We start from the raw sequence: 22849 nt of genomic DNA on the forward strand, positions 1-22849 counted from the left end.
TTCGGGTCTGACTGGGGGTCCGGGGAGAGGCCGGGGCGACGGGTGGAACAGCCGCCCCGGCCAGACCCGTCAGACCTCTTCGACGCTGCTCGGCTCGCGCCGGGACAGGTCGATACCGAGCTCCTCCGCAGCGCGGAAGACGTCCTCGTCGGTGTCGCGCATCTCGATGGACATGCCGTCCGAGGACAGCACCTCCACGTTGAGGCACAGGGACTGCATCTCCTTGATGAGCACCTTGAAGGACTCGGGGATGCCGGGCTCGGGAATGTTCTCGCCCTTGACAATGGCCTCGTAGACCTTCACGCGGCCGGTGACATCGTCGGACTTGATGGTCAGCAGCTCCTGGAGGGCGTACGCGGCGCCGTAAGCCTCCAGCGCCCACACCTCCATCTCACCGAAGCGCTGGCCACCGAACTGAGCCTTACCACCCAGCGGCTGCTGGGTGATCATCGAGTACGGACCGGTGGACCGGGCGTGCAGCTTGTCGTCCACCAGGTGGTGCAGCTTGAGGATGTACATGTAGCCGATGGAGATCGGGTCCGGGAACGGCTCACCGGAGCGGCCGTCGAACAGCCGGGCCTTGCCGGACGACTGGACCAGGCGGTCGCCGTCGCGGTTCGGGATCGTCGAGTCGAAGAGACCGGCGATCTCGTCCTCACGGGCACCGTCGAAGACCGGGGTCGCGACGTTGGTGCCGGGCTTGACCTCGTCGGCGCCGATGGCCTTCAGCCGCTGCATCCACTCCTCGGAGCCCTCGACCTTCCAGCCCCGGGAGGCCAGCCAGCCGAGGTGGATCTCCAGGACCTGTCCCGGGTTCATTCGGGACGGGACACCCAGCGGGTTGAGGATGATGTCGACCGGGGTGCCGTCCTCCAGGAACGGCATGTCCTCGACCGGCAGGATCTTGGAGATGACACCCTTGTTGCCGTGACGGCCGGCCAGCTTGTCACCGTCGGTGATCTTGCGCTTCTGCGCCACGTAGACGCGGACCAGCTGGTTCACGCCCGGGGGCAGCTCGTCGCCCTCCTCGCGGTCGAAGACGCGGACGCCGATGACCTTCCCGGTCTCGCCGTGCGGCACCTTCAGCGAGGTGTCACGGACCTCACGGGCCTTCTCACCGAAGATCGCGCGCAGCAGGCGCTCCTCCGGGGTCAGCTCGGTCTCACCCTTCGGGGTGACCTTGCCGACCAGGATGTCCCCGGCGATGACCTCGGCACCGATGCGGATGATGCCGCGCTCGTCGAGGTCGGCCAGGACCTCCTCGGAGACGTTCGGGATGTCCCGGGTGATCTCCTCGGGGCCCAGCTTGGTGTCACGGGCGTCGACCTCGTGCTCCTCGATGTGGATCGAGGAGAGGACGTCGTCCTGCACCAGACGCTGGCTGAGGATGATCGCGTCCTCGTAGTTGTGGCCCTCCCACGGCATGAACGCCACGAGCAGGTTCTTGCCGAGCGCCATCTCGCCGTCCTCGGTGGACGGGCCGTCGGCCAGCACCTGACCGGTGATGACGCGGGCGCCCTCGTCCACGACCACCTTCTGGTTGAAGGAGGTGCCCTGGTTGGAGCGGGAGAACTTGGCCACCCGGTAGGTGGTGTAGGTGCCGTCGTCGTTGGCCACCGTGACGTAGTCGGCGGAGACCTCCTGGACGACACCGTCCTTCTCGGCCTTGATGACATCGCCGGCGTCGACCGCGCAGCGGTACTCCATACCGGTGCCGACCAGCGGGGACTCCGCCTTGATCAGCGGCACGGCCTGGCGCATCATGTTCGATCCCATGAGCGCGCGGTTGGCGTCGTCGTGCTCGAGGAAGGGGATCATGGCGGTCGCGACCGACACCATCTGGCGCGGCGAGACGTCCATGTAGTCGACCTCGGAGCCGGGGACGTAGTCGACCTCACCGCCACGGCGGCGGACCAGGACCCGGGCCTCGGCGAAGCGGTTGTCATCGGCCAGCGGCGCGTTGGCTTGGGCGATGACGAAGCGGTCTTCCTCGTCGGCGGTCAGGAAGTCCACACCGTCGGTGACAACGCCGTCCTCGACCTTGCGGTACGGGGTCTCGACGAAGCCGAAGGCGTTGACCCGGCCGTAGGAGGCGAGCGAGCCGATCAGACCGATGTTCGGGCCTTCCGGCGTCTCGATCGGGCACATCCGGCCGTAGTGCGAGGGGTGCACGTCACGGACCTCGAAGCCGGCCCGCTCACGGCTCAGACCACCCGGGCCCAGCGCCGACAGACGGCGCTTGTGGGTCAGACCCGACAGCGGGTTGGTCTGGTCCATGAACTGGGACAGCTGGCTGGTGCCGAAGAACTCCTTGATGGAGGCGACGACCGGCCGGATGTTGATCAGGGTCTGCGGCGTGATCGCCTCGACGTCCTGGGTGGTCATGCGCTCACGGACGACGCGCTCCATCCGGGCCAGACCGGTGCGGACCTGGTTCTGGATGAGCTCGCCGACGTTACGCAGACGGCGGTTGCCGAAGTGGTCGATGTCGTCGGTCTCGACGACGATCGTGGAACCGTTCTCCCCGGCCGTCTCGGTCTCGCCCGCGTGCAGCTTGACCAGGTACTTGATGGTCGCGATGACGTCATCGGTGGTCAGCACACCGGCGTCGAGCGGGGCGTCCGCGCCGAGCTTCTTGTTGACCTTGTAGCGGCCGACCTTGGCCAGGTCGTAGCGCTTGGGGTTGAAGTAGAGGTTCTCCAGCAGCGTCTGCGCGGCCTCACGGGTCGGCGGCTCGCCCGGACGCAGCTTGCGGTAGATGTCGAGCAGCGCGTCGTCCTGGCCCTGGGTGTGGTCCTTCTCCAGGGTGGCGCGCATGGACTCGTACTCGCCGAACTCCTCGAGGATCTGCTCGGTGGTCCAGCCGAGCGCCTTGAGCAGGACGGTGACGGACTGCTTGCGCTTACGGTCGATACGGACACCGACCATGTCGCGCTTGTCGATCTCCATCTCCAGCCAGGCACCCCGGGACGGGATGATCTTGGCCGAGAAGATGTCCTTGTCGGACGTCTTGTCGATGGAGGAGTCGAAGTAGACACCGGGGGAACGGACCAGCTGCGAGACGACAACACGCTCGGTGCCGTTGATGCAGAAGGTGCCCTTCGGGGTCATGAGCGGGAAGTCGCCCATGAAGACCGTCTGGGACTTGATCTCACCGGTCTCGTTGTTGGTGAACTCGGCGGTGACGAAGAGCGGCGCGGCGTAGGTGAAGTCGCGCTCCTTGCACTCGTCGATCGAGTTCTTCGGCGGCTCGAAGCGGTGATCACGGAAAGTCAGGGACATCGACCCGGAGAAGTCCTCGATCGGCGAGATCTCCTCGAAGATCTCTTCCAGACCGGACTTGGTGGGGACGTCCTGACCGCTGTCCAGCGCAGCCTCGACGCGAGCCTTCCAGGCGGCATTGCCGAGCAGCCAATCGAAGCTCTCGGTCTGCAGTGCAAGGAGGTTCGGAACCTCGAGAGGCTCCTTGATCTTCGCAAAGGAGATGCGCAGCGGGGCGGTGCTGGCGCCATTGTTCGTATTGGCAGTCGAGGCGTTGCGCGAGGCGGCCAAGAGGGGGTCCTTCCGAGGGCTCGGACTCACTACGCGCGTACCGGTCCCACCGAGAGCCCATGGATGAAATCCCTGGTCAGGGCGTCTTCATCGGCTGTGCTCGAAGGTGAGTATGCCCCTGGTGACGGGCAGGGAGCAGCTAACAGGCAGCGCAAAGGGTCAGTGTAGCCACTTGGCACACTGATGTCCAGCGCCGAGTTTGTGAGACCGGCAGTGCCAATCTCTCCCTCCGGTGAGGGGCTCGCCCCTCGTTGTCTTCACAGCCCTGTCCGGCGGCCACCCGCCGGGAGCGCATATCGATACTGCCCGCTTCGCCGACGATCCATGCCTCGGAGTTTGGATCGCTGTGACGTCGCGTCCTGAGAATTGCGCGCTGCGTGCCGTTCGTCAAGGCCCCCCACTCCGGCGAGATCGTCACAGGGCGTGGCGACGGGCAACGAAGATCACCATACCTGTCGCAACCGACAAGACAACGTAGCCGTCACGGGTACGCCGAAGGGCGACCACCCGAACGGGTGATCGCCCTTGCGGAGCCCGGCCTCACCGCCGTGCGCCGAAGGCGCGCGGCGATGGGCCGAAAGGTCACTTGACCTCGACGGAGGCGCCGGCGCCCTTGAGGGACTCGGCGGCCTTGTCCGCGGCCTCCTTGTTGACCTTCTCGAGGACCGGCTTCGGGGTGCCGTCGACGAGGTCCTTGGCCTCCTTCAGACCCAGCGAGGTCAGCTCACGCACGACCTTGATGACCTGGATCTTCTTGTCGCCGGCGCCGGTGAGGATGACGTCGAACTCGTCCTTCTCCGGCTCGGCCTCGGCAGCGGCGCCCGGGGCACCCGGGGCGACGGCGACGGCGGCCGGGGCGGCGGCGGTGACGTCGAACTTCTCCTCGAACGCCTTCACGAACTCGGAGAGCTCGATGAGGGTCAGGTTCTCGAACTGCGCGAGCAGCTCTTCCTGGCTGAGCTTCGCCATGATGGCGGTCCTTCCACTAAGTCGGCAGGTGCCGGATGTACATGTCGGCGGGCTTACGGGCCCGCTGCGACCGGGGCCTGATTACTCGGCGGCCTCGGCCTCGGCGGGAGCCGGGGTGTCGGCACCGCCCTGCTCGGCCTGCTTCTGCCGGAGCGCCTCCGCGGTGCGGACGAACTTCGACAGCGGGGCCTGGAAGAGCGCCGCAGCCTGGGACTGCTTGGCCTTCATCGCACCCGCCAGCTTGGCGAGCAGCACATCGCGGGACTCGAGGTCCGCGAGCTTCTTGATCTCGTCGGCAGACAGCGCCTTGCCGTCGAGCACACCGCCCTTGATGACAAGAGCGGGGTTTTCCTTGGCGAAGTCACGGAGACCCTTCGCCGCCTCGACCGGGTCACCGGTCACGAAGGCGACGGCCGACGAACCCACGAACAGGTCGTCGAGCTGGTTGATCCCGACCTCGTTGGCCGCGATCTTGGTCAGCGTGTTCTTCACCACACGGTACTGAGCGTTCTCACCGAGTGAACGGCGCAGCTCCTTGAGCTGAGCGACGGTGAGACCGGTGTACGCGGTCACGACGGCAGCGTTGGAGGTGCGGAACTTCTCCCGCATCTCGTCGACGGCTGCGACCTTGTCAGGACTCGCCATGATCCTCGGCCTCCTTCCGGGTGATGAGGACCGCTTCGGCCTGAAGGAAGGAGGCTGAACAACGCGAAAACGCCCCGGCGCAGGCGCTCGGGGCGTGACTCGACCTCGCGGACCCAAGCCGGGCCCGTCCGGGAGTTCAACCACAGTCACCTGCGCAGGTCGTCCGCAGCTAGCGGATCCTTCAGCCACCGTGTCCCCTTGCGGAGGCACAGCGACAACCAGCGGTCTTTGGCTTCTGGAGCAGATTACGCGAACGGGCCGCGGCCAGGCAAATCAGGTCGCTCGCGGCCTCACTGGCCGCTGATGTCCTCGAAGTTCACGGTGTCCGAGGAGGCCGGCTCGTCGACGGCGACCTTGGTGCCGTAGTCCGAGTAGAAGACCGTGGAGTCGTAGCCGCCGTTGTTGCTCTTGGCCTGCTCACGCTTCTTGACCAGCAGGTCGTTGGCGTCGATCCACAGGTCGATGGTCTCGGTCTCCATACCGGACTGCTCGAGCTGCTTCTGGAGCCCCTCGAGGTCGGACTCGCTGAGGTCCTTGGACTGCATCTTGGCCAGCTCCGAGACCTTGACCGTGCCCGTGTAGTGGGTGGCCTTGGTGCCCTTCACACTCTCCGAGCCGACGCTCTTGACCTTGCCGCTGGCGATCAGCAGCTGCACCGAGCGCGCCGGGTCGGTGTTCTGCATCTGGTCCTTCAGGAAGGCGCCGGACGGGCCCGCCTTCTGGGCCAGCACGTCGTAGTCGTACTTGACCCAGTGCTTGCCGCCGCCCGCCTGGGCGGCGAACTCGTCGCCCAGGTTCATGAACATCGCGTCGGGCGTGTAGCGGGCGGGCATCGGCTTGCCGGCCAGCGGCGAGGCGGCCGCGGCGCCACCGTTCTGCGTGATGGTCATGTTGGCCCGCATACCGTCGGCCCAGTCCATCGCACCCTTCATGGTCGAGTTGGCCCCGCCCATGGTGGTGGTGCCCTCGACCTTGGCCGAATGCTGCTGGTCGGTGCGCTGCGAAGCCCTCTTCAGCGCCGCCAGCGGGCTGCTGACCTGCTCCTGCGCCGTGTCGCCCGACTTCTTGCCGCCACCGTCGGACTTCTCGCTCCCGCACGCGGTGAGCCCGACCATCAGGACAACGCTCCCGGTCGCTATCACGGCTCGCGTAGCAAACTGAGTCCCGCGCACAGGTCCCCCTCTTTAACTGTCTTTTATGGCTGGCTGAGAACTGTAGCCCAGGCGGCCGACAGCAAAGCCGCGGGCCCCCGCATCAGTGACGTGATGCGGGGGCCCGGCGGTTGCACGGGATGTGCTGGGTCAGACGGTCTCGTCCTCGACCAGCAGGTTGCGGGTGCGGTTGGCGTCCAGCGGGATGCCGGGGCCCATGGTGGTGGTCAGGGTCGCCTTCTTGATGTAGCGGCCCTTCGCGGCGGACGGCTTGAGACGGTTGATCTCCTCGAGCGCCGCGGCGTAGTTCTCCACCAGCTGCGTCTCACCGAACGACACCTTGCCGATGATGAAGTGCAGGTTGGAGTGCTTGTCGACGCGGAACTCGATCTTGCCGCCCTTGATCTCCGTGACGGCCTTGGCCACGTCCGGGGTGACGGTGCCGGTCTTCGGGTTCGGCATCAGACCACGCGGACCGAGCACCCGGCCGAGGCGGCCGACCTTGCCCATGAGGTCCGGGGTGGCGACGACGGCGTCGAAGTCCAGACGCCCCTTGGACACCTCGTCGATGAGCTCGTCGGAGCCGACGATGTCGGCGCCGGCGGCCTCCGCGGCTGCGGCACGGTCACCGGTCGCGAAGACCAGGACCCGGGCGGTCTTACCGGTGCCGTGCGGCAGGTTCACGGTGCCGCGGACCATCTGGTCGGCCTTGCGCGGGTCGACGCCCAGGCGCATGGCGACCTCGACGGTCGCGTCGAACTTGGTGTTGCTGGAGGTGTCCTTGGCGAGACGGACGGCCTCGAGCGGGGCGTAGACGCGCTCCCGGTCGATCTTGGCGTCCGAAGCGCGGAGGGTCTTGCTGCGCTTGCTCACTGCTGCTCCTGAGGTTTGCGTTCGGAGTCGTGGTCCGGGCCAGCGCTTGGCCCTGCCACGGTGGTGCTACGGGGTGTGTCAGCCCTCGACCGTGATGCCCATGGAACGGGCGGTGCCGGCGATGATCTTCTCGGCGGCGTCCAGGTCGTTGGCGTTCAGGTCGGGCATCTTGGTGGTGGCGATGTCACGGACCTGGTCGCGGGTGATCTTGGCGACCTTGGTCTTGTGCGGCTCGCCGGAGCCCTTCTCCACACCCGCAGCCTTCAGGATCAGCTTGGCGGCCGGCGGAGTCTTGGTGATGAAGGTGAAGGAACGGTCCTCGTAGACCGTGATCTCCACCGGCACGACCATGCCACGCTGCGACTCGGTCGCGGCGTTGTAGGCCTTGCAGAACTCCATGATGTTGACGCCGTGCTGACCCAGCGCGGGGCCGACCGGCGGGGCCGGGTTCGCGGCGCCGGCCTGGATCTGGAGCTTGATCAGCCCCGTGACCTTCTTCTTCTTGGGAGGCATGCTCTCTCCGGGTCTTAGTGAGAGGTAGATCGCCCCCGAACCGGATCATCCGGATGGAGGCATACCGCACAACGATAACGGGTATGGCTGTGCGCCTAAAAACCGAGCAGGTCAGACCGGCCGCAAGGGCCCGTCTGACCTGTTCGGAAGCGTGGACGCCGGTGGGGACCGGTGTCAGTTCTTCTGGATCTGGTCGAAGCTCAGCTCGACCGGGGTCTCCCGGCCGAAGATCTCGACCAGGCCCTTGACCTTCTTCGAGTCGGCGTTGATCTCGTTGATCGTCGCCTGGAGGGTCGCGAACGGGCCGTCGGTGACCGTGACCGAGTCGCCCACCTCGAAGTCCAGCACCTGGACCTCGACCTTGCGGCTGGGGGCCGGCAGCCCGCCCTCCTCGGCGGCGGCCTTGGCGGCCTTCTCCTCGGCCTCCGGGGCGAGCATCTTGACGATCTCGTCCAGGGTCAGCGGGTACGGGTCGTAGGCGTTGCCCACGAAGCCGGTGACGCCCGGGGTGTTACGGACGACGCCCCAGGACTCGTTCGTCAGGTCCATGCGCACCAGCACATAGCCGGGGAGCTTGTTCTGGCGGACGGTGCGGCGGTCGCCGTTCTTGATCTGGACGACCTCTTCCTGCGGCACCTCGGCCTGGAAGATGTAGTCCTCCACGTTCAGCGAGACGGCCCGCTGCTCGAGGTTGGTCTTCACGCGGTTCTCGTAGCCCGCGTAGGTGTGGATCACGTACCACTCACCGGGGAGGGTGCGGAGCTCCTCACGCAGGGCCTCGACCGGGTCGACCGCCTCTTCCTCGGCCTCGGCCTCGGCCTCGGCGGCCTCGACCTCATCGGTGGCCTCGGCGGCCTCGGGCTCCGTCTCGTCCTCGATGTGGAGCGCCGCCTCCTCGGCCGGCTCACCGGCCGCGGCGTCGGCTGCCTCAGCCTGGTCGGAATCCGCCGCCTCGACGATGTCGAGCTCGTCCTCACGGGACTCGACGGGCTCGGCGGCGTCGTTCAGGTTCGGGTCAGACACGGTGGCTGCTTCTTCCTGGCTTCAAGGGGTGGAACGTGCGAAGAGGCGAACACCGGGACAGCGTCGCCTTCCGCGGGTCATCAGCCGAAGACGTACTTGATGGCGTGGTTGAACCCATAGTCAATCACGGTCACGATGCCGATCATGATGACAACAAAGACGATCACCACGGTGGTGTACGTCGACAGCTGGCTGCGGGTGGGCCATACGACCTTGCGCAGCTCAGCGACGATCTGGCGGTAGAACAGCGCGAGGCGGCCGAAGGGCCCCTTCTTCCCGCGCTTGCCACCACGGCGGCCCTTCTTGGTCGCCACCTCGTCCTCGGGACGACCGCTCTCAGGCGTCGCGGTGGAGCCAAGGGCTTCCGTCACTCGTCCTCACCTGAATCCGGGTCGTGGCCGTGCCGCGTCCGGCCCGGCCGCACAGCGGTGCATTGTCCTTGCGTACGCATGCACGCACCCTGATCAAAGTGCGTGTAGCAGGGCCGGAGGGACTTGAACCCCCAACCGCTGGTTTTGGAGACCAGTGCTCTACCAATTGAGCTACGACCCTTTGCGGCACCCCCAACCTACCGCATCCACCCGGCTGCACGGAGTGTGCGGGGCAGAACGGCCGTTGAGCGGCCAACGACGCCTGAGTGTACGTGCTTGACGCCCAGTCGTCGAACGAGAGGCCGCCCAGGGGGTGTCCCGGCCGTGCGCCGCCCCTCGGCGGCCGGGAACCGGGGCCCGCGCGGAGCGGCCCGTAAACCCCCGTGTCGCCCCGCGGGCGGGTCTGCGACGATGCAGGTATGACCGCTGCTACTCCCCCAGTACAGTCCCCGACCGACCGGCGGGTGTCAGCCCGCATCGGCTCCATCTCCGAGTCGGCCACGCTCGCCGTGGACGCCAAGGCGAAGGCCCTCAAGGCCGCCGGGCGCCCGGTGATCGGCTTCGGCGCGGGCGAGCCGGACTTTCCCACGCCCGACTACATCGTCGAGGCGGCCGTCGCCGCGTGCCGCGACCCCAAGTACCACCGCTACACCCCGGCCGGCGGCCTGCCCGAGCTCAAGGCCGCGATCGCCGCGAAGACGCTGCGCGACAGCGGCTACGAGGTCGAGGCGGCGCAGGTCCTGGTGACCAACGGCGGCAAGCAGGCGATCTACGAGGCGTTCGCCGCGATCCTCGACCCGGGCGACGAGGTCATCGTCCCGGCGCCGTACTGGACCACCTACCCGGAGTCGATCCGGCTGGCCGGCGGTGTCCCGGTGGAGGTCGTCGCGGACGAGACGACCGGCTACCGCGTCTCCGTCGAGCAGTTGGAGGCGGCCCGGACCGAGCGCACCAAGGTGCTGCTCTTCGTCTCGCCCTCCAACCCGACCGGCGCGGTCTACAGCCGTGCGCAGATCGAGGAGATCGGCCGCTGGGCCGTGGAGCACGGACTGTGGGTGCTCACCGACGAGATCTACGAGCACCTGGTCTACGGCGACGCCGAGTTCCACTCGCTGCCCGTGGTGGTGCCCGAGCTGCGCGACAAGTGCATCGTGGTCAACGGTGTCGCCAAGACATACGCCATGACCGGCTGGCGGGTGGGCTGGATCATCGGCCCCAAGGACGTGGTGAAGGCCGCGACCAACCTCCAGTCGCACGCCACCTCCAATGTGAGCAATGTCGCTCAGGTCGCCGCGCTGGCCGCCGTCTCGGCCGACCTCGACGCGGTCGCCGCGATGCGCGAGGCGTTCGACCGCCGTCGCCGCACCATCGTGCGGATGCTCAACGACATCGACGGCGTGGAGTGCCCGGAGCCGGAGGGCGCGTTCTACGCCTACCCGACGGTGAAGGGGCTGCTCGGCAAGGAGATCCGCGGCAAGCGCCCGCAGAACACCGTGGAGCTGGCCGCGCTGATCCTGGAGGAGGCCGAGGTCGCGGTGGTGCCGGGTGAGGCGTTCGGCACCCCGGGCTATCTGCGGCTGTCCTACGCCCTGGGCGACGAGGACCTCGTCGAGGGCGTCTCGCGGATGCAGAAGCTGCTGGGCGAGGCGCGGGCCTGATCCGGTCCGGCGCCCGTCACCGACGGCCCCCGTCCTCCGCCGCGGCGGAAGGCGGGGGCCGTCCCCTTCGGGGCGCGGACACCTCTGTTCGGTCACCCCCCGTTCGGTGAAAGCGGTACCGATGGCCATCGCGGTGCGGCAGGATCACCAGATGGCACGCGATGTACATCTGCTCCCCAAGGCGCATCTGCATCTCCACTTCACCGGCTCCATGCGCCCCTCCACCCTCCTGGAACTCGCCGACAAGTACGGCGTCCATCTGCCCGACGCGCTGAGCGGCGGCGAGCCGCCGAAGCTGCGCGCGACCGATGAGCGCGGCTGGTTCCGCTTCCAGCGGCTGTACGACATCGCGCGGTCCTGTCTGCGGACGCCGGAGGACATCCAGCGGCTGGTGCGCGAGGCGGCCGAGGAGGATGTGCGGGACGGGGCCGGATGGCTGGAGATCCAGGTCGACCCGACGTCGTACGCCCCGCGGCTCGGCGGGCTGATCCCGGCGCTGGAGGTCATCCTGGACGCGGTCGACGCCGCCTCCCGGGACACCGGGCTCGGGATGCGGGTGCTGGTCGCCGCCAACCGTATGAAGCATCCGCTGGAGGCCCGTACCCTGGCCCGGCTCGCGGTGCGCTACGCCGACCGCGGTGTGGTCGGCTTCGGCCTCTCCAACGACGAGCGGCGCGGCTTCGCCCGGGACTTCGACCGCGCCTTCGCCATCGCCCGGGACGGCGGGCTGCTGGCGGCTCCGCACGGCGGTGAGCTGTCCGGCCCGAGCAGCGTCCGCGACTGCCTGGACGACCTCGGCGCGGGCCGGGTGGGCCACGGGGTGCGGGCCGCGGAGGACCCACGGCTGCTGGACCGGCTGTCCGAGCGCGGGGTGACCTGCGAGGTGTGCCCGTCGTCCAATGTGGCGCTCGGGGTCTACGAGAAGCCGGAGGACGTACCGCTGCGCACGCTCTTCGACGCCGGTGTGCCGATGGCGCTGGGCGCCGACGACCCGCTGCTCTTCGGCTCCCGGCTGGCGGCCCAGTACGAACTGGCCCGCGAGCACCACGACTTCACCGACTCCGAACTGGCCGAGCTGGCCCGCCAGTCCGTCCGCGGCTCCGCCGCCCCCGAGCCGGACCGCGCACGCCTGCTGGCGGACATCGACGCCTGGCTGGCGAGCTGATCCGGCGCTGAGGCGGTGTCAGGTATCAGAGGCTGACGCCCACCGTCACCGGTTCGTTGACCAGGCGGACGCCGAACGCGGTCTGGACTCCGGCCACCACCTCACGGGCGAGGGCCAGCAGGTCTTCGGTGGTGGCCGCACCGCGGTTGGTGAGGGCCAGGGTGTGCTTGGTGGAGATCCGGGCCGGGCCGGAGCCGTAGCCCTTGGTGAAGCCCGCCTTGTCGATCAGCCAGGCGGCGGAGGTCTTGACGTGGCCGTCGCCCGCCGGGAAGGCGGGCGGCGCGGCGTCCGGGCCGAGGCGTTCGGCGACGCGGGCGAGGAAGGCGGTGTACGCGGCCTCGTCCAGCACCGGGTTGGTGAAGAAGGACCCGGCGGACCAGGTGTCGTGGTCCTCGGGGTCGAGCACCATCCCCTTGCCCGCGCGCAGGCCGAGGACGGTCTCCCGGGCGATGGCGGCGGGCACCCGGTCCCCGACCTCGACGCCCAGCACCCGCGCGGTCTCGGCGTAGCGGACCGGTGCGGACAGTCCGCCGGCGTCCTCCAGCTCGAAGCGGACCCGCAGCACCACATGGCGGTCGGGGTCGGCCTTGAAGCGGCTGTGGCGGTAGGAGAAGGCGCAGTCGGCGTTCGGGATGGCCACCACCTCGTCGGCGCGCCGGTCGTAGGCGATCACCTCGGTGATGGTGGCGGAGACGTCCTGGCCGTACGCCCCGACGTTCTGGATCGGCGTGGCACCGGCGGAACCGGGGATTCCGGCCAGGCATTCGATTCCGGCCAGCCCCGCCTCGACGGTGCGGGCGACCGCGTCCGACCAGTTCTCGCCCGCGGCCAGCTCCAGACGAGTGCCGTCGAGGGCGAAGCCGCGGGTGGCGATGCGCAGGGCGGTGCCGTCGAAGCCCTTGTCGGAGATGACCAGATTGCTGCCGCCGCCGATCAGCAGCAGCGGGGTACCGGTCGCGTCGGCCTCGCGGACCGCGGCGATCACCTCGTCGTCGGTGGTGGCCGTGATCAACCGGGTCGCCGGTCCGCCGAGGCGGAACGTGGTCAGCGGGGCGAGGGGGGCGTCGTGGAGTTCCTGCACGCGCTCAAGAGTACGGGGGCACCCATGGGGCCCTTTGAGGCGGCCGCCCCCGGCACGGAGACCGGGGGCCGGCGGGGGCTCGGCGGCCCTGCGGCAGGGCGTCCCGGGCGGCTCAGCCGAGCCGGACCACGGCGCGGGCCCGGCCCAGTACCTTCCGCCCGTCGCTGGTGGCCGTGATGTCCAGGCGCACCGTACGGGCCTCGTCGTCCAGCTTGGCGGCGACCTTGGCGGCGATCTCGATGACCGCGCCCTTGTCGTCGTTGGGGACCACGACCGGCTTGGTGAAGCGCACGCCGTACTCGACGAGGGCTCCGGGGTCACCGGTCCAGTCGGTCACCACCCGCCCCGCCTCGGCCATGGTGAACATGCCGTGGGCGATGACGTCCGGCAGACCGACGTCCTTGGCGAACTTCTCGTTCCAGTGGATGGGGTTGAAGTCGCCCGACGCACCCGCGTAGCGAACCAGACCGGCGCGGTCCACACGGAACTCGCGCGCCGGCACCTCGGTGCCGACCTCCACGTCCTCGTAACGGACCTTGGCCGTCATCCGCTCTCCTCCGCCTCGGCGGCACGCGCCACCAGGGTCGTGAACGAGGTCACGACGTGCTCGCCCGCCTCGTCGTGGACTTCGCCGCGCACGGACAGCACGTCGTTGCCCGCGAGTGACTTGATCGAGTCGATGGTCGAGGTGACCCGCAGCCGGTCACCGGCCCGGACCGGGCGGGTGTACGCGAACTGCTGGTCACCGTGGACGACCCGGCTGTAGTCCAGCCCCAGCGCCGGGTCCTCGACCACCTGGTGCCCCGCGGCCTTGAAAGTGATCGCGAACACGAAGGTGGGCGGGGCGATCACATCGGGGTGGCCGAGTGCCCGCGCCGCCTCGGGGTCGGTGTAGACCGGGTTGGTGTCACCGATGGCCTCGGCGAATTCCCGGATCTTCTCCCGGCCGACCTCGTACGGGGCGGTGGGCGGATAGCTCCGCCCGACGAAGGACTGGTCGAGCGCCATCGGCTCGCACCTCCTGCGATTGATTACCAACAAAACGAGGCCACCCCCCGCGTGGGGAGGCGGCCTCGTCAGGAGAGCTTATTGCTCAGCGCGTCTCACGGTGCGCAGTGTGCGCCTTGCACCGCGGGCAGTGCTTCTTGAGCTCAAGACGATCCGGGTCGTTGCGCCGGTTCTTCTTGGTGATGTAGTTCCGCTCCTTGCACTCCACGCAGGCCAGCGTGATCTTCGGGCGGACGTCGGTGGCAGCCACGTGAGTGCTCCTTGACGAACGGATGGATGAACGCAGAAAGAGTAGCCGATCGAAGGACCGAGCCCACAATCGGCTACTGTCAGTAGCGGTGACCGGACTTGAACCGGTGACACAGCGATTATGAGCCGCTTGCTCTACCGACTGAGCTACACCGCTGCGATGTGATGGTTACCCCGCCCGACCGGAGTCGAAGCGGGAAACCTGACACATCAGAGCCCCAATACGGAATCGAACCGTAGACCTTCTCCTTACCATGGAGACGCTCTGCCGACTGAGCTATTGGGGCGAGCGATGAAGACATTACACGCTCGGCCGCCGAAGGTGAAATCCGTATCGGCGCACGGTCACAGGGTCATCGGGCACCACACCGGTACGACTATTCGGCTCCTCCGCGAAGCCGCCCCCACCGCGTCCTAGGCTCGGGTCAGGCCGAGTGATCTTGGCTGCTCATGCGCCCGTCACCAGCCCTCTTTGCGCCCCTCACACGCCCCGCGGAGTGCGATGCCCGACAGCCAGCCGCAGCAGCCTCAGCAGCCCCCCAGGAACGACGCGGCACCCGGGCCCGGCGGTGCGCTGGTGCTCGGCGGCGCCCGGCTCGCCGACGGCCGCACGGTGGATGTCCGGCTCAGCGGCGGGCGCATCGAGGCGGTGGGCACGGCGGGCAGCCTCGCCCCCGGTCCCCGGCTGGAGCTCAGCGGCTATCTGCTGCTGCCCGCCCCCGCCGAGCCGCACGCGCACTGCGACACCGCGCTCACCGCCGAGATCGCGGGCCCGGTCCCGTACAACCCCGAGGACGTCCGGCGGCGCACCACCGAGGCGGCACTGCTGCATCTCAGCCACGGCGCGACGGTGCTGCGCACCCATGTACGGGTCGGCGGGGTACACGGACTGCGCTCCCTGGAGGCCGTCCTCCAGGCGGGCCACACCTTGCGCGGGCTCACCGACCTCGGCGCGGTGGCGGTGCCGAGGGTGCTGACCGGCGCGGCCGGGGCGGACGGGCTGGCGATGCTGCGGGACGCGGTGAAGATGGGCGCGGCCGTGATCGGCGGCTGCCCCGATCTCGACCCCGATCCCACCGGTCACGCGGAGGCCGTGCTCGACCTCGCCGCGCGCCACGGCTGCGCGGTCGATCTGCACACGGACGGTGACGACCCGGCGCGGCTCGCCCGGTTCGCGGCCATGGCCGGCGGGCTGCGGCCGGGGGTGACCATCGGCCCGTGCGCGGGGCTCGCCCGGCTGCCGCGGGAGGTGGCGGCACGGCTGGCGGACCGGCTGGCGGCGGCCGGTGTCACCGTGGTCTGTCTGCCGCAGGGCGACTGCGGCGGACTGGAGGACCGGGGCGCGCGCGGCGCGTCCGGCCCGGTCGGCCCGCCCGCTCCCGGCTGTGCTCCGGTGCGGCTGCTGCGGGCGGCGGGCGTCCGGGTGGCCGCGGGCAGCGGCGCTCTCCGGGACGCGGTCAACCCGGTGGGCCGCGGTGACCCGCTGGAGGCCGCCTTCCTGCTGGCGTCCCGGGAGGGGCTGGCTCCGGCGGAGGCGTACGAGGCGGTGTGCGGGCGGGCCCGCGCGGCGCTGGGGCTGGCCGAGGTGCGGGTGGAGGCCGGGTTCCCGGCCGAGCTGCTCGCGGTGCGCGGGGAGGGGCTCGCCGGTGTGCTCTCCCTGGCGTACAGCCGGGTGGTGGTGCATCAGGGGCGGGTGGTGGCCCGGACCAGCGCGGTGCGGGAGTACTGCGACTCGGCCGCGGCGGTCGCGCTGGACCTGCCGCGGCAGACGCGGGCGCAGAACCAGGACGGCGAGCAGGCGTAGGGCGCCGGCCGTCCGGGGCGCTTCCCGCGGCGGGCGGCGCCCCGGTTCCGGGCGAGCGGCCCGGCGGCGCACGGCGTACGGTCGGGATCATGCGCATTGTCATCGCTGGTGGACATGGACAGATCGCGCTGCGGCTGGAGCGGCTGCTCTCCGCGCGCGGGGACGAGGTGGCGGGCGTCGTCCGCCGCCCCGAACAGGCGGGTGACCTGCTGGCGGCGGGCGCCGAACCGGTCGTCTGCGACCTGGAGTCGGCCTCCGTGGAGGACGTGGCGAAGTATCTGGAGGGCGCGGACGCGGCGGTGTTCGCCGCCGGCGCCGGACCCGGCAGCGGCGCGGCCCGCAAGGAGACGGTCGACCACGCGGCGGCGGTGCTCTTCGCGGACGCGTCCGAGGCGGCGGGGGTCCGGCGGTTCCTCATCGTCTCCGCGATGGGCGCGGAGGGCGAGATCCCGGAGGGCACGGACCCGGTCTTCGCCACCTATCTGCGCGCGAAGGGCGCCGCGGACGCCAACGTACGGGCGCGCGACGGCCTCGACTGGACGGTCCTGCGGCCCGGCATGCTGACGAACGACCCGGGCACGGGCCTGGTCGAACTGGCGGAGCGCACCGAGCGCGGCCCGATCACCCGCGATGACGTGGCCGCGGTCCTGGTGGCCCTCCTCGACGAGCCGCGCACGGCGGGCCGCACCCTGCAACTGATCAATGGCTCCGCGCCGGTGACGGAGTCGGTGCGGGCGACCGTCGGGCAGGGCTAGGCCCTGCCCGGGGCTCAGAAGTCCACGCGGGTCGGGGTGTCGGCGCGGGCCACGGACTCCTGGGCAAATGTCCGTTCGTAGGCCGTCCTGATGTGCTCGATGTGCGGGTCGTGGGCGCGCGCCTCGGACACCGGGTAGAGCAGGACCACCTCGTAGGAGCGCTCGCGCTCGATCGCCCCGGTCCGGTCCCGCCACTGCCCCCGGCCGTCCCGGATCGTCAGCCCGGCCGGGAAGCGCGGGGTGATGGTGCGGTCCACGAACGCCAGGAACTGCTTCTCGGTGACGGGCGGCCCGCCGCCGGGCCGCTCCGTCCCGAAGAGGAGCCGGGTCTCGACGTACGCCGCGCCCCTGGCCGGGGCGGCGACGGCCGTTTCCCGCCCGGTGTCGAGCGCGGCGTGGGTGACGACGGGCGTGGCGGCGGCGAACGCGACCGCCGCCGCGACGGCGGCGATCCGGGTGCGCGAGGTCATGCCCGGCATGCTCCCGGGCCCCGAAGCCCACCGGAAGACCGCCGCGCCGAAGTCGAACGGGCCACGGGTGTCCCGCTCGTCCGCCGCTCCGGTGGCGCGGCCGGGGCCGCCCATAGCGGGGGTGGGGCCGCCCGCGGCGGGGGCGGCGCGGCATCGGCTCAGACGCGGCGCCGGCGGGCCAGGGCCCCGCCCCGGTCGGCCGCCGCGCCCGGGGGTGCGCGTGGCCGAGCCGAGTCCGCGTGCGATCGACGATGCGTTCACCGTCACCTCCCGGCCATTGCCGTGTGCACTGCGTTTGCCCTGCGCACGCGGCCGAGAACGGGACGCGCGGAGAGCCTCTCCGGTCGCCGCGGAGCGCGTCCCTTGTTGCTTGGAGCGGTGCCGCCTACCCTTCCCCCATACCTGACGGGTCGTCAGATTCAGTTCCTCCGGCGGTCCGCGCGACCGCCGGGCGAGAAGGGGAGTTGGCGGGATGACGGGCACAGCGGTGAGCGGATCGGTGAGCGCGGCGGCCGGGGCGGACGGAACGGGCGGCGGGGCCGGGCTACCCAGGGTCATCAGCGTGGACGACCATGTGATCGAGCCCGCGCACCTCTTCGAGCGCTGGCTTCCGGCCAAGTACCGGGACCGCGGACCCAAGCCGCTCACGGCCGGGATCGGGGAGCTGGCGTACATCGGCGGCAAGTACCGGATCACCACCGATCCGGACGGTCCGCTCACCGACTGGTGGGAGTACGAGGGGGGCCTCTTCCCGTACAAGCGCATCATCGCGGCCGTCGGCTTCTCCCGGGACGAGATGACGCTGGAGGGCATCACCCGCGACCAGATGCGCCGTGGCTGCTGGGACCCCAAAGCCCGACTCGCCGACATGGACATGAACCACGTCGAGGCGTCCCTGTGCTTCCCGACCTTCCCCCGCTTCTGCGGCCAGACCTTCGCCGAGGCGGACGACAAGGAGGTCGGCCTCGCCTGCGTGCGCGCGTACAACGACTGGATGGTCGAGGAGTGGTGCGGTGACAGCGGCGGACGGCTGATCCCGCTCTGCCTGATCCCGCTGTGGGACGTGGAGCTGGCGGTCCAGGAGATCCGCCGGAACGCGGCGCGCGGGGTACGGGCGGTGACCTTCAGCGAGATCCCCACCCACCTGGGTCTGCCCAGCATCCACAGCGGCTACTGGGATCCCTTCTTCGCCGAGTGCGCGGCCACCGGCACGGTGGTGTGCATGCACATCGGCTCGTCCTCGCAGATGCCCGCCGCCTCCCCGGACGCCCCGCCCGCCGTCCAGGCGTCGCTGAGCTTCAACAACGCCATGGCGTCGATGATGGACTTCCTCTTCAGCGGAGTGCTGGTGAAGTTCCCGCGGCTCAAACTCGCCTACGCCGAGGGCCAGATGGGCTGGATCCCCTACGCCCTGGAACGCGCGGACGACGTCTGGGAGGAGCACCGGGCCTGGGGCGGGGTACGCGATCTGATCCCCGAACCGCCATCCATGTACTACTACCGGCAGATCTACTGCTGCTTCTTCCGCGACAAGCACGGGGTCGCCTCGCTGGAGACGGTCGGGGAGGACAACGCGACGTTCGAGACCGACTATCCGCATGTGGACTCGACCTGGCCGCACACCCGGCGGATCGCGGCCGAACATGTGGCAGGGCTGTCGGCGGAGACGACGTACAAGATCCTGCGGGGCAACGCGATCCGGATGCTGGAGCTGGACTTCGACCGGGACCGGGACCGGGGGCTGGACGGGGACCGGGACCGGGACCCGGGGCGCGCTCGCTAGCACCTCTCGGTGGCCGCGGGGACGGGCTCCCGGACCCGCCGCCGGCCGAGCGGCCGGACACGCCGTCGCGGGTCCGGCCCAGGGGCCGGTCAGAAACCTGCCGTGACCAACGGGGCCTCACCTGCGGTACGGCCCACAGCCCCGCACGAAGGTCCCTGCCGTCAGACCGGGGTACCCGGTAGCGGGGCGAACCCGGGGGCGCACGCCGTCGCGATGTTCGCCGGGGTGAGGGCGCCTGCGGTGGAGATGTCGCACCGGGCCTGGTGAACGACTCCGTCACTTGCCAGCAGGGTGATGAAGAGGTGGCCAGGGCTCTGCTCGGTCACGGACAAGGCCGTGTCCCGCGTGCAGGTCGGAGCACCGGCGACAAGGCCGAGATCGATCCAGACGCCCGGGCCCCGGCTGTCGTTGAGGAAGGCGTGCCCCAAGCGGTCCGTCGCCGCATGGAATTGCGTCTCGAACAGGGGGGCGCCCCCATAGTCCACGATGGTGGAGCTGACATCGCGCTCCCGCGAGAAACAGCTTCCACCCGGGGGCGTGGTGGGAGAGGCCGATGGAGCGTCGGCCGATGGATCGTCCGATGGAGCCGCGGACGGGGTGGTCGACGGATCGTCCGACGGGGCAACGGACGGGGCGGCCGACGGATCGTCCGACGGGGCGGCCGTTGGAGCGGACGACGGCGCAGCCGACGAGGCAGCCGTTGGAGCGGCTGACGGATCGTCCGCGACCGCGGGCACGGCCACGAGCGCCCCGACGAGGAGAGCTCCCGAGGCGGCCGCGAGCCCCTTGGCCGACCGAGCGAACTTCTTCATCATTCCTGCCTTTCTGGCCATGGATACAAAGAAAAAAGACCCTGCCAAAAGGCGACATTCCACTGAAGATGCAGAATCTTGTATATTGTTTGCTTAATCACCCATGGGGAGCATGTCCCTACCCCTGATGGAGCACGGGAGCGTGGCCGCGCGGCGGCGGCAGGCCGTAGCGGGGTTCCGGTCGGATGACGGCACAGCCGTGAATCAGCCGACGAGAAGGCGGACCGCCTGCCACACCAGAACACCGTGCAGCAGCAGACAGCTGAACCACCCCGCCGCTCCCCTGACCCCCTCCCGCCGCACATGGACCCATCCCGCGACCGTCAGCACCGCGGCCACGCCCCACAGCAGCCAGCCCACCATGCGCCACGGCGTGGACAGCGAGGTGGCGAGCCCGATGGCCACGACGGGGATGAGCACGATCAGCGGGATCGCCCAGCGCGATTGCGCGGCACGGTCGGCGGACTCCCCCGTGGTTCCTGTTGTCATGGAACGTATCCCCGTATGCGGTGCGGTCGTTGTGCCGATCGCTGTTCAGCCAAGCAGAGTCACCGGGGAATGACCCGGCAACGGCCGGCAGCGGCCAAGTGGTCCGCGTCAGCGGGGTACTTGCTGCCAACTCTCGTCGGAGGCGCTGTCGCACAGGTACTGGATCAGTCGCGAACCCTGTGTAGCGGCGGAGCCAATGGCGAGGCATTTACCGGAGTAGACGTTCCGCAAGACCTTTGACCAGGAACACCGTCCGTGACGGCGGACAATCGAAATATGTTCCGCCTTCAATCAATTCGGAAATGCGAGATGGCGCACACCAAAACCGCTTGGCCCGCCCGAATACGCTGGTGTTAATCTGGCGCCCAGTAACCCTGTGGGGCATTACCCGCAGCCGTGAATGGGGGATGTACGGGTGAGCTTATCCGGCATGCGCACAGCGGACAGTCAGGGCGTCACGGCGACGGTTGCGAGATTGGCCCACGGGCACATGGCCGCGCAAGTGGTGCGCGTCGCGGCCCGGCTCTCCGTGGCCGATCTGCTGCGGGACACGACGCGTACGTCGGCCGATCTGGCGCGCGAATGCGGAGCCGAACCACAGGCCATGCACCGGCTCCTGCGCGCGATGGCGGGGCTGGGGCTTCTCTCGGAGGACGAGGGTGAGCGATTCTCGCTCACGGAGGCCGGATCGCTGCTGCGCACGGACCGCCCGGACTCCCTGCACGCACTGGTCCGTCTGCTCACCGACCCCACCACCGTCGGCGCCTGGACGGGTCTGGAAGAGAGCGTCCGCACCGGGGGGCCGCACTTCTCCAAGGCATACGGGCAGGACTACTTCACCTACCTCGGCGGCGCCCCGCAGCTCTCCGCAGAGTTCAACGCGGCGATGAGCCAAGGCACCCGCATGGTGGCCGACCTGGTCGCGGAGCACTACGACTTCGGGCGCTTCAGCACGGTGGTCGACATAGGGGGCGGCCACGGCACCCTGCTGGCCGCCATTCTGCGCGCCCATCCCTCCCTGAAGGGTGTTGTCTTCGACTCCTCCGAGGGGCTGGAGGGCGCCGAGCGGAACCTGGCGGACCTCGGCGTCGGCGACCGCTGCACCCGCGTACCGGGGGACTTCTTCACAGCCATCACGGAGGGCGGCGATGTGCACGTCCTCAAGAGCGTCCTGCACGACTGGAACGACGAGCAGTGCGTCACCATCCTCCGGCACTGCCGCGAGGCCCTGCCCGAAAGCGGCCGTCTGCTGCTCGTCGAGCGGGTGCTGCCCGACACCGCCACCGCGGACGCGGACGAGCTGATGTATCTGAGCGACCTCAACATGCTGGTGAAGGTGGGCGGTCGGGAGCGCACCCGCGCCGACTGGGACGCGCTGCTGCACGCGTCGGGGTTCCGGCTCTCCGCCGTCACTCCGCTGCCCCGCCCCCAGCCGTTCTCGCTGATAGAGGGGACACCGGTGGCCCCGACACCGGTCGTGCCGATGCCGGTCACGCCGAGGCCAGTCACCCCGAGGCCGGTCACCCCGAGGTCCGACCAGTGAACGTGTCCGCCTCCACGAGGCACCGTCCGCGCGTCGGCCACATCGGATTCCTCAACTGCCTGCCCCTCTACTGGGGACTCATGCGCACCGGCGCGCTCCTCGACCTGGAGCTCACCAAGGACACCCCGGAGCGGCTGAGCGATCTGCTGGTCGCCGGTGATCTCGACATCGGCCCGGTCTCGCTCGTGGAGTTCCTCCGGCACGCCGACGACCTCGCCGTGCTCCCGGGCATCGCGGTGGGCTGCGACGGGGACGTCATGTCCTGCGAGATCGTCTCCCGCAAGCCGCTGGCCGACCTCGGCGGGGCGCGCGTCGCGCTGGGCTCCACCTCGCGCACCTCCGTACGCCTCGCGAAGCTCATCCTCGCCGAGCGCCACCACGCCCACCCCGACTACCACAGCTGCCGCCCCGACCTCGGGCGCATGCTCGAGGACGCCGACGCCGCCGTGGTCATCGGGGACGTCGGGCTCCAGGCCCATACGCGCCGGCTGCCCGAGGAGGGGCTGGACGTCCACGACCTGGGCCGGCTGTGGCACGACTGGACCGGGCTGCCGTTCGTCTTCGCCGTCTGGGCGGTCCGCCGCGACTTCCTGGCGAGGGAGCCCGAAACGGTGCACGAGGTGCACCGGTTGCTCCTCGCCGCGCGGGACCTCTCGCTGGAGCACCTCGACGAGATCGCGGTCCGTGCCGCGCGGTGGGCGCCCTTCGGCCCGGCGCTCCTGGAGACGTACTTCAGCACGCTGGACTTCGGCCTCGGCCCGCGGCATCTCGGCGGGATGACCGAGTTCGCCCGGCGCATCGGCGCCACCACCGACTATCACTGGCTGGCGCCCGTCTCCTGATGCCACCCCTCCCGGAATCGTGCCCGGGAAAAGGGATTCAGGAGGCGGCAGCGCCCTTGCCGACGCGTGGTTCACGCGACTTCACCACCGTGC

At 69.7% G+C, this 22849-nt stretch carries 22 protein-coding genes and 3 tRNA genes; 7 read left to right on the forward strand and 18 right to left on the reverse strand.

Annotation, left to right across the window (positions count from 1 at the left end; genetic code table 11):
* Window positions 1-69 precede the first annotated feature (69 nt).
* The 9 genes from rpoB to AC4BEG_RS14205 all read right to left on the reverse strand — a co-directional run bounded on the left by rpoB (window position 70) and on the right by AC4BEG_RS14205 (window position 9278).
* Window positions 70-3552 carry a DNA-directed RNA polymerase subunit beta gene (gene rpoB, locus AC4BEG_RS14165; protein ID WP_490706235.1) on the reverse strand — a complete coding sequence of 1161 codons (3483 nt, stop codon included), beginning with the start codon at window positions 3550-3552 and terminating at the stop codon, window positions 70-72.
* Between the two features lie 582 nt (window positions 3553-4134).
* Window positions 4135-4521: a 50S ribosomal protein L7/L12 gene (gene rplL / locus AC4BEG_RS14170; RefSeq protein ID WP_490706236.1), complete on the reverse strand. Its 387-nt coding sequence runs from the start codon at window positions 4519-4521 to the stop codon at window positions 4135-4137.
* Between the two features lie 81 nt (window positions 4522-4602).
* Entirely contained in the window at window positions 4603-5166 is a 564-nt protein-coding gene (gene rplJ / locus AC4BEG_RS14175; protein ID WP_490706237.1) for a 50S ribosomal protein L10, read from the reverse strand.
* Between the two features lie 290 nt (window positions 5167-5456).
* Window positions 5457-6281 (reverse strand): SCO4651 family lipoprotein, encoded by an 825-nt coding sequence (locus AC4BEG_RS14180; protein ID WP_490706238.1) that lies wholly within the window; start codon window positions 6279-6281, stop codon window positions 5457-5459.
* A gap of 186 nt (window positions 6282-6467) precedes the next feature.
* Complete coding sequence (gene rplA / locus AC4BEG_RS14185; RefSeq protein ID WP_490706239.1) at window positions 6468-7190, reverse strand: 50S ribosomal protein L1; 723 nt, start codon at window positions 7188-7190, stop codon at window positions 6468-6470.
* Between the two features lie 78 nt (window positions 7191-7268).
* A complete protein-coding gene (rplK, locus tag AC4BEG_RS14190) occupies window positions 7269-7703 on the reverse strand; it encodes a 50S ribosomal protein L11 (RefSeq protein ID WP_009715899.1) in 435 nt (144 codons plus the stop codon).
* A gap of 174 nt (window positions 7704-7877) precedes the next feature.
* Window positions 7878-8726 (reverse strand): transcription termination/antitermination protein NusG, encoded by an 849-nt coding sequence (nusG, locus tag AC4BEG_RS14195; RefSeq protein WP_490706240.1) that lies wholly within the window; start codon window positions 8724-8726, stop codon window positions 7878-7880.
* Window positions 8727-8806: 80 nt separating this feature from the next.
* Complete coding sequence (gene secE, locus AC4BEG_RS14200) at window positions 8807-9097, reverse strand: preprotein translocase subunit SecE (protein ID WP_201882598.1); 291 nt, start codon at window positions 9095-9097, stop codon at window positions 8807-8809.
* A gap of 108 nt (window positions 9098-9205) precedes the next feature.
* Window positions 9206-9278 (reverse strand) — tRNA-Trp (locus AC4BEG_RS14205).
* A gap of 238 nt (window positions 9279-9516) precedes the next feature.
* Here AC4BEG_RS14205 and AC4BEG_RS14210 point away from each other — a divergent pair.
* Both AC4BEG_RS14210 and AC4BEG_RS14215 read left to right on the forward strand, forming a co-directional pair.
* On the forward strand, window positions 9517-10755 hold the full coding sequence (locus AC4BEG_RS14210) for a pyridoxal phosphate-dependent aminotransferase (RefSeq protein ID WP_490706241.1): 1239 nt from the start codon (window positions 9517-9519) through the stop codon (window positions 10753-10755).
* 151 nt (window positions 10756-10906) lie between these two features.
* Complete coding sequence (locus tag AC4BEG_RS14215; RefSeq protein ID WP_490706242.1) at window positions 10907-11920, forward strand: adenosine deaminase; 1014 nt, start codon at window positions 10907-10909, stop codon at window positions 11918-11920.
* Between the two features lie 25 nt (window positions 11921-11945).
* Here the strand turns inward: AC4BEG_RS14215 and AC4BEG_RS14220 are convergent, their stop codons facing one another.
* From AC4BEG_RS14220 to AC4BEG_RS14245, 6 genes are all read right to left on the reverse strand, one after another.
* Entirely contained in the window at window positions 11946-13001 is a 1056-nt protein-coding gene (locus tag AC4BEG_RS14220; RefSeq protein WP_490706243.1) for a UDP-N-acetylmuramate dehydrogenase, read from the reverse strand.
* A gap of 112 nt (window positions 13002-13113) precedes the next feature.
* Window positions 13114-13548 carry a MaoC family dehydratase gene (locus tag AC4BEG_RS14225; protein WP_490706244.1) on the reverse strand — a complete coding sequence of 145 codons (435 nt, stop codon included), beginning with the start codon at window positions 13546-13548 and terminating at the stop codon, window positions 13114-13116.
* Window positions 13545-14009, reverse strand: a complete 465-nt coding sequence (locus AC4BEG_RS14230) for an FAS1-like dehydratase domain-containing protein (protein WP_490706245.1) — start codon at window positions 14007-14009, stop codon at window positions 13545-13547. Before AC4BEG_RS14230 ends, AC4BEG_RS14225 begins: the two co-directional genes overlap by 4 nt.
* 85 nt (window positions 14010-14094) lie before the next feature.
* Complete coding sequence (gene rpmG, locus AC4BEG_RS14235; protein WP_054217192.1) at window positions 14095-14259, reverse strand: 50S ribosomal protein L33; 165 nt, start codon at window positions 14257-14259, stop codon at window positions 14095-14097.
* 83 nt (window positions 14260-14342) lie between these two features.
* Window positions 14343-14415 (reverse strand) — tRNA-Met (locus AC4BEG_RS14240).
* Between the two features lie 57 nt (window positions 14416-14472).
* A tRNA-Thr gene (locus tag AC4BEG_RS14245) sits at window positions 14473-14545 on the reverse strand.
* Between the two features lie 215 nt (window positions 14546-14760).
* Here AC4BEG_RS14245 and AC4BEG_RS14250 point away from each other — a divergent pair.
* Window positions 14761-16062 (forward strand): amidohydrolase family protein, encoded by a 1302-nt coding sequence (locus AC4BEG_RS14250; protein WP_490706246.1) that lies wholly within the window; start codon window positions 14761-14763, stop codon window positions 16060-16062.
* A gap of 89 nt (window positions 16063-16151) precedes the next feature.
* The gene (locus AC4BEG_RS14255) at window positions 16152-16817 is read left to right on the forward strand and encodes an SDR family oxidoreductase (RefSeq protein ID WP_490706247.1); all 666 of its coding nucleotides are present in this window, start codon (window positions 16152-16154) and stop codon (window positions 16815-16817) included.
* A 14-nt stretch (window positions 16818-16831) separates the two neighbouring features.
* Here the strand turns inward: AC4BEG_RS14255 and AC4BEG_RS14260 are convergent, their stop codons facing one another.
* The gene (locus AC4BEG_RS14260) at window positions 16832-17287 is read right to left on the reverse strand and encodes a DUF3574 domain-containing protein (protein WP_490706248.1); all 456 of its coding nucleotides are present in this window, start codon (window positions 17285-17287) and stop codon (window positions 16832-16834) included.
* Between the two features lie 472 nt (window positions 17288-17759).
* Here AC4BEG_RS14260 and AC4BEG_RS14265 point away from each other — a divergent pair, with 472 nt between their 5' ends.
* Complete coding sequence (locus tag AC4BEG_RS14265; protein ID WP_490706249.1) at window positions 17760-19070, forward strand: amidohydrolase family protein; 1311 nt, start codon at window positions 17760-17762, stop codon at window positions 19068-19070.
* A gap of 161 nt (window positions 19071-19231) precedes the next feature.
* On the opposite strand, the gene AC4BEG_RS14270 is transcribed toward AC4BEG_RS14265, so the two are convergent.
* Window positions 19232-19903: a hypothetical protein gene (locus tag AC4BEG_RS14270; protein WP_490706250.1), complete on the reverse strand. Its 672-nt coding sequence runs from the start codon at window positions 19901-19903 to the stop codon at window positions 19232-19234.
* Window positions 19904-20086: 183 nt separating this feature from the next.
* The gene (locus AC4BEG_RS14275) at window positions 20087-20371 is read right to left on the reverse strand and encodes a hypothetical protein (protein WP_490706251.1); all 285 of its coding nucleotides are present in this window, start codon (window positions 20369-20371) and stop codon (window positions 20087-20089) included.
* Window positions 20372-20846: 475 nt separating this feature from the next.
* Between AC4BEG_RS14275 and AC4BEG_RS14280 the strand changes: the two genes are divergently transcribed.
* On the forward strand, window positions 20847-21914 hold the full coding sequence (locus AC4BEG_RS14280; RefSeq protein ID WP_490706252.1) for a methyltransferase: 1068 nt from the start codon (window positions 20847-20849) through the stop codon (window positions 21912-21914).
* Entirely contained in the window at window positions 21911-22756 is an 846-nt protein-coding gene (locus tag AC4BEG_RS14285; protein ID WP_490706253.1) for a menaquinone biosynthetic enzyme MqnA/MqnD family protein, read from the forward strand. The genes AC4BEG_RS14280 and AC4BEG_RS14285 overlap by 4 nt, the downstream gene beginning before the upstream one ends.
* The last annotated feature ends 93 nt before the right edge of the window (window positions 22757-22849 follow it).

The organism is Streptomyces sp. JLBJ103 (assembly GCF_058215575.1).

Excerpts from the sequence above, each read along its gene's own strand:
- rplL (WP_490706236.1), bottom strand. The coding sequence starts at position 4,521 with ATGGCGAAGCTCAGCCAGGAAGAGCTGCTCGCGCAGTTCGAGAACCTG.
- rplJ (WP_490706237.1), bottom strand. The coding sequence starts at position 5,166 with ATGGCGAGTCCTGACAAGGTCGCAGCCGTCGACGAGATGCGGGAGAAG.
- AC4BEG_RS14180 (WP_490706238.1), bottom strand. The coding sequence starts at position 6,281 with ATGGTCGGGCTCACCGCGTGCGGGAGCGAGAAGTCCGACGGTGGCGGC.
- rplK (WP_009715899.1), bottom strand. The coding sequence starts at position 7,703 with ATGCCTCCCAAGAAGAAGAAGGTCACGGGGCTGATCAAGCTCCAGATC.
- AC4BEG_RS14210 (WP_490706241.1), top strand. The coding sequence starts at position 9,517 with ATGACCGCTGCTACTCCCCCAGTACAGTCCCCGACCGACCGGCGGGTG.
- AC4BEG_RS14215 (WP_490706242.1), top strand. The coding sequence starts at position 10,907 with ATGGCACGCGATGTACATCTGCTCCCCAAGGCGCATCTGCATCTCCAC.
- AC4BEG_RS14225 (WP_490706244.1), bottom strand. The coding sequence starts at position 13,548 with ATGACGGCCAAGGTCCGTTACGAGGACGTGGAGGTCGGCACCGAGGTG.
- AC4BEG_RS14230 (WP_490706245.1), bottom strand. The coding sequence starts at position 14,009 with ATGGCGCTCGACCAGTCCTTCGTCGGGCGGAGCTATCCGCCCACCGCC.
- AC4BEG_RS14250 (WP_490706246.1), top strand. The coding sequence starts at position 14,761 with ATGCCCGACAGCCAGCCGCAGCAGCCTCAGCAGCCCCCCAGGAACGAC.
- AC4BEG_RS14255 (WP_490706247.1), top strand. The coding sequence starts at position 16,152 with ATGCGCATTGTCATCGCTGGTGGACATGGACAGATCGCGCTGCGGCTG.
- AC4BEG_RS14260 (WP_490706248.1), bottom strand. The coding sequence starts at position 17,287 with ATGACCTCGCGCACCCGGATCGCCGCCGTCGCGGCGGCGGTCGCGTTC.
- AC4BEG_RS14265 (WP_490706249.1), top strand. The coding sequence starts at position 17,760 with ATGACGGGCACAGCGGTGAGCGGATCGGTGAGCGCGGCGGCCGGGGCG.
- AC4BEG_RS14270 (WP_490706250.1), bottom strand. The coding sequence starts at position 19,903 with ATGGCCAGAAAGGCAGGAATGATGAAGAAGTTCGCTCGGTCGGCCAAG.
- AC4BEG_RS14275 (WP_490706251.1), bottom strand. The coding sequence starts at position 20,371 with ATGACAACAGGAACCACGGGGGAGTCCGCCGACCGTGCCGCGCAATCG.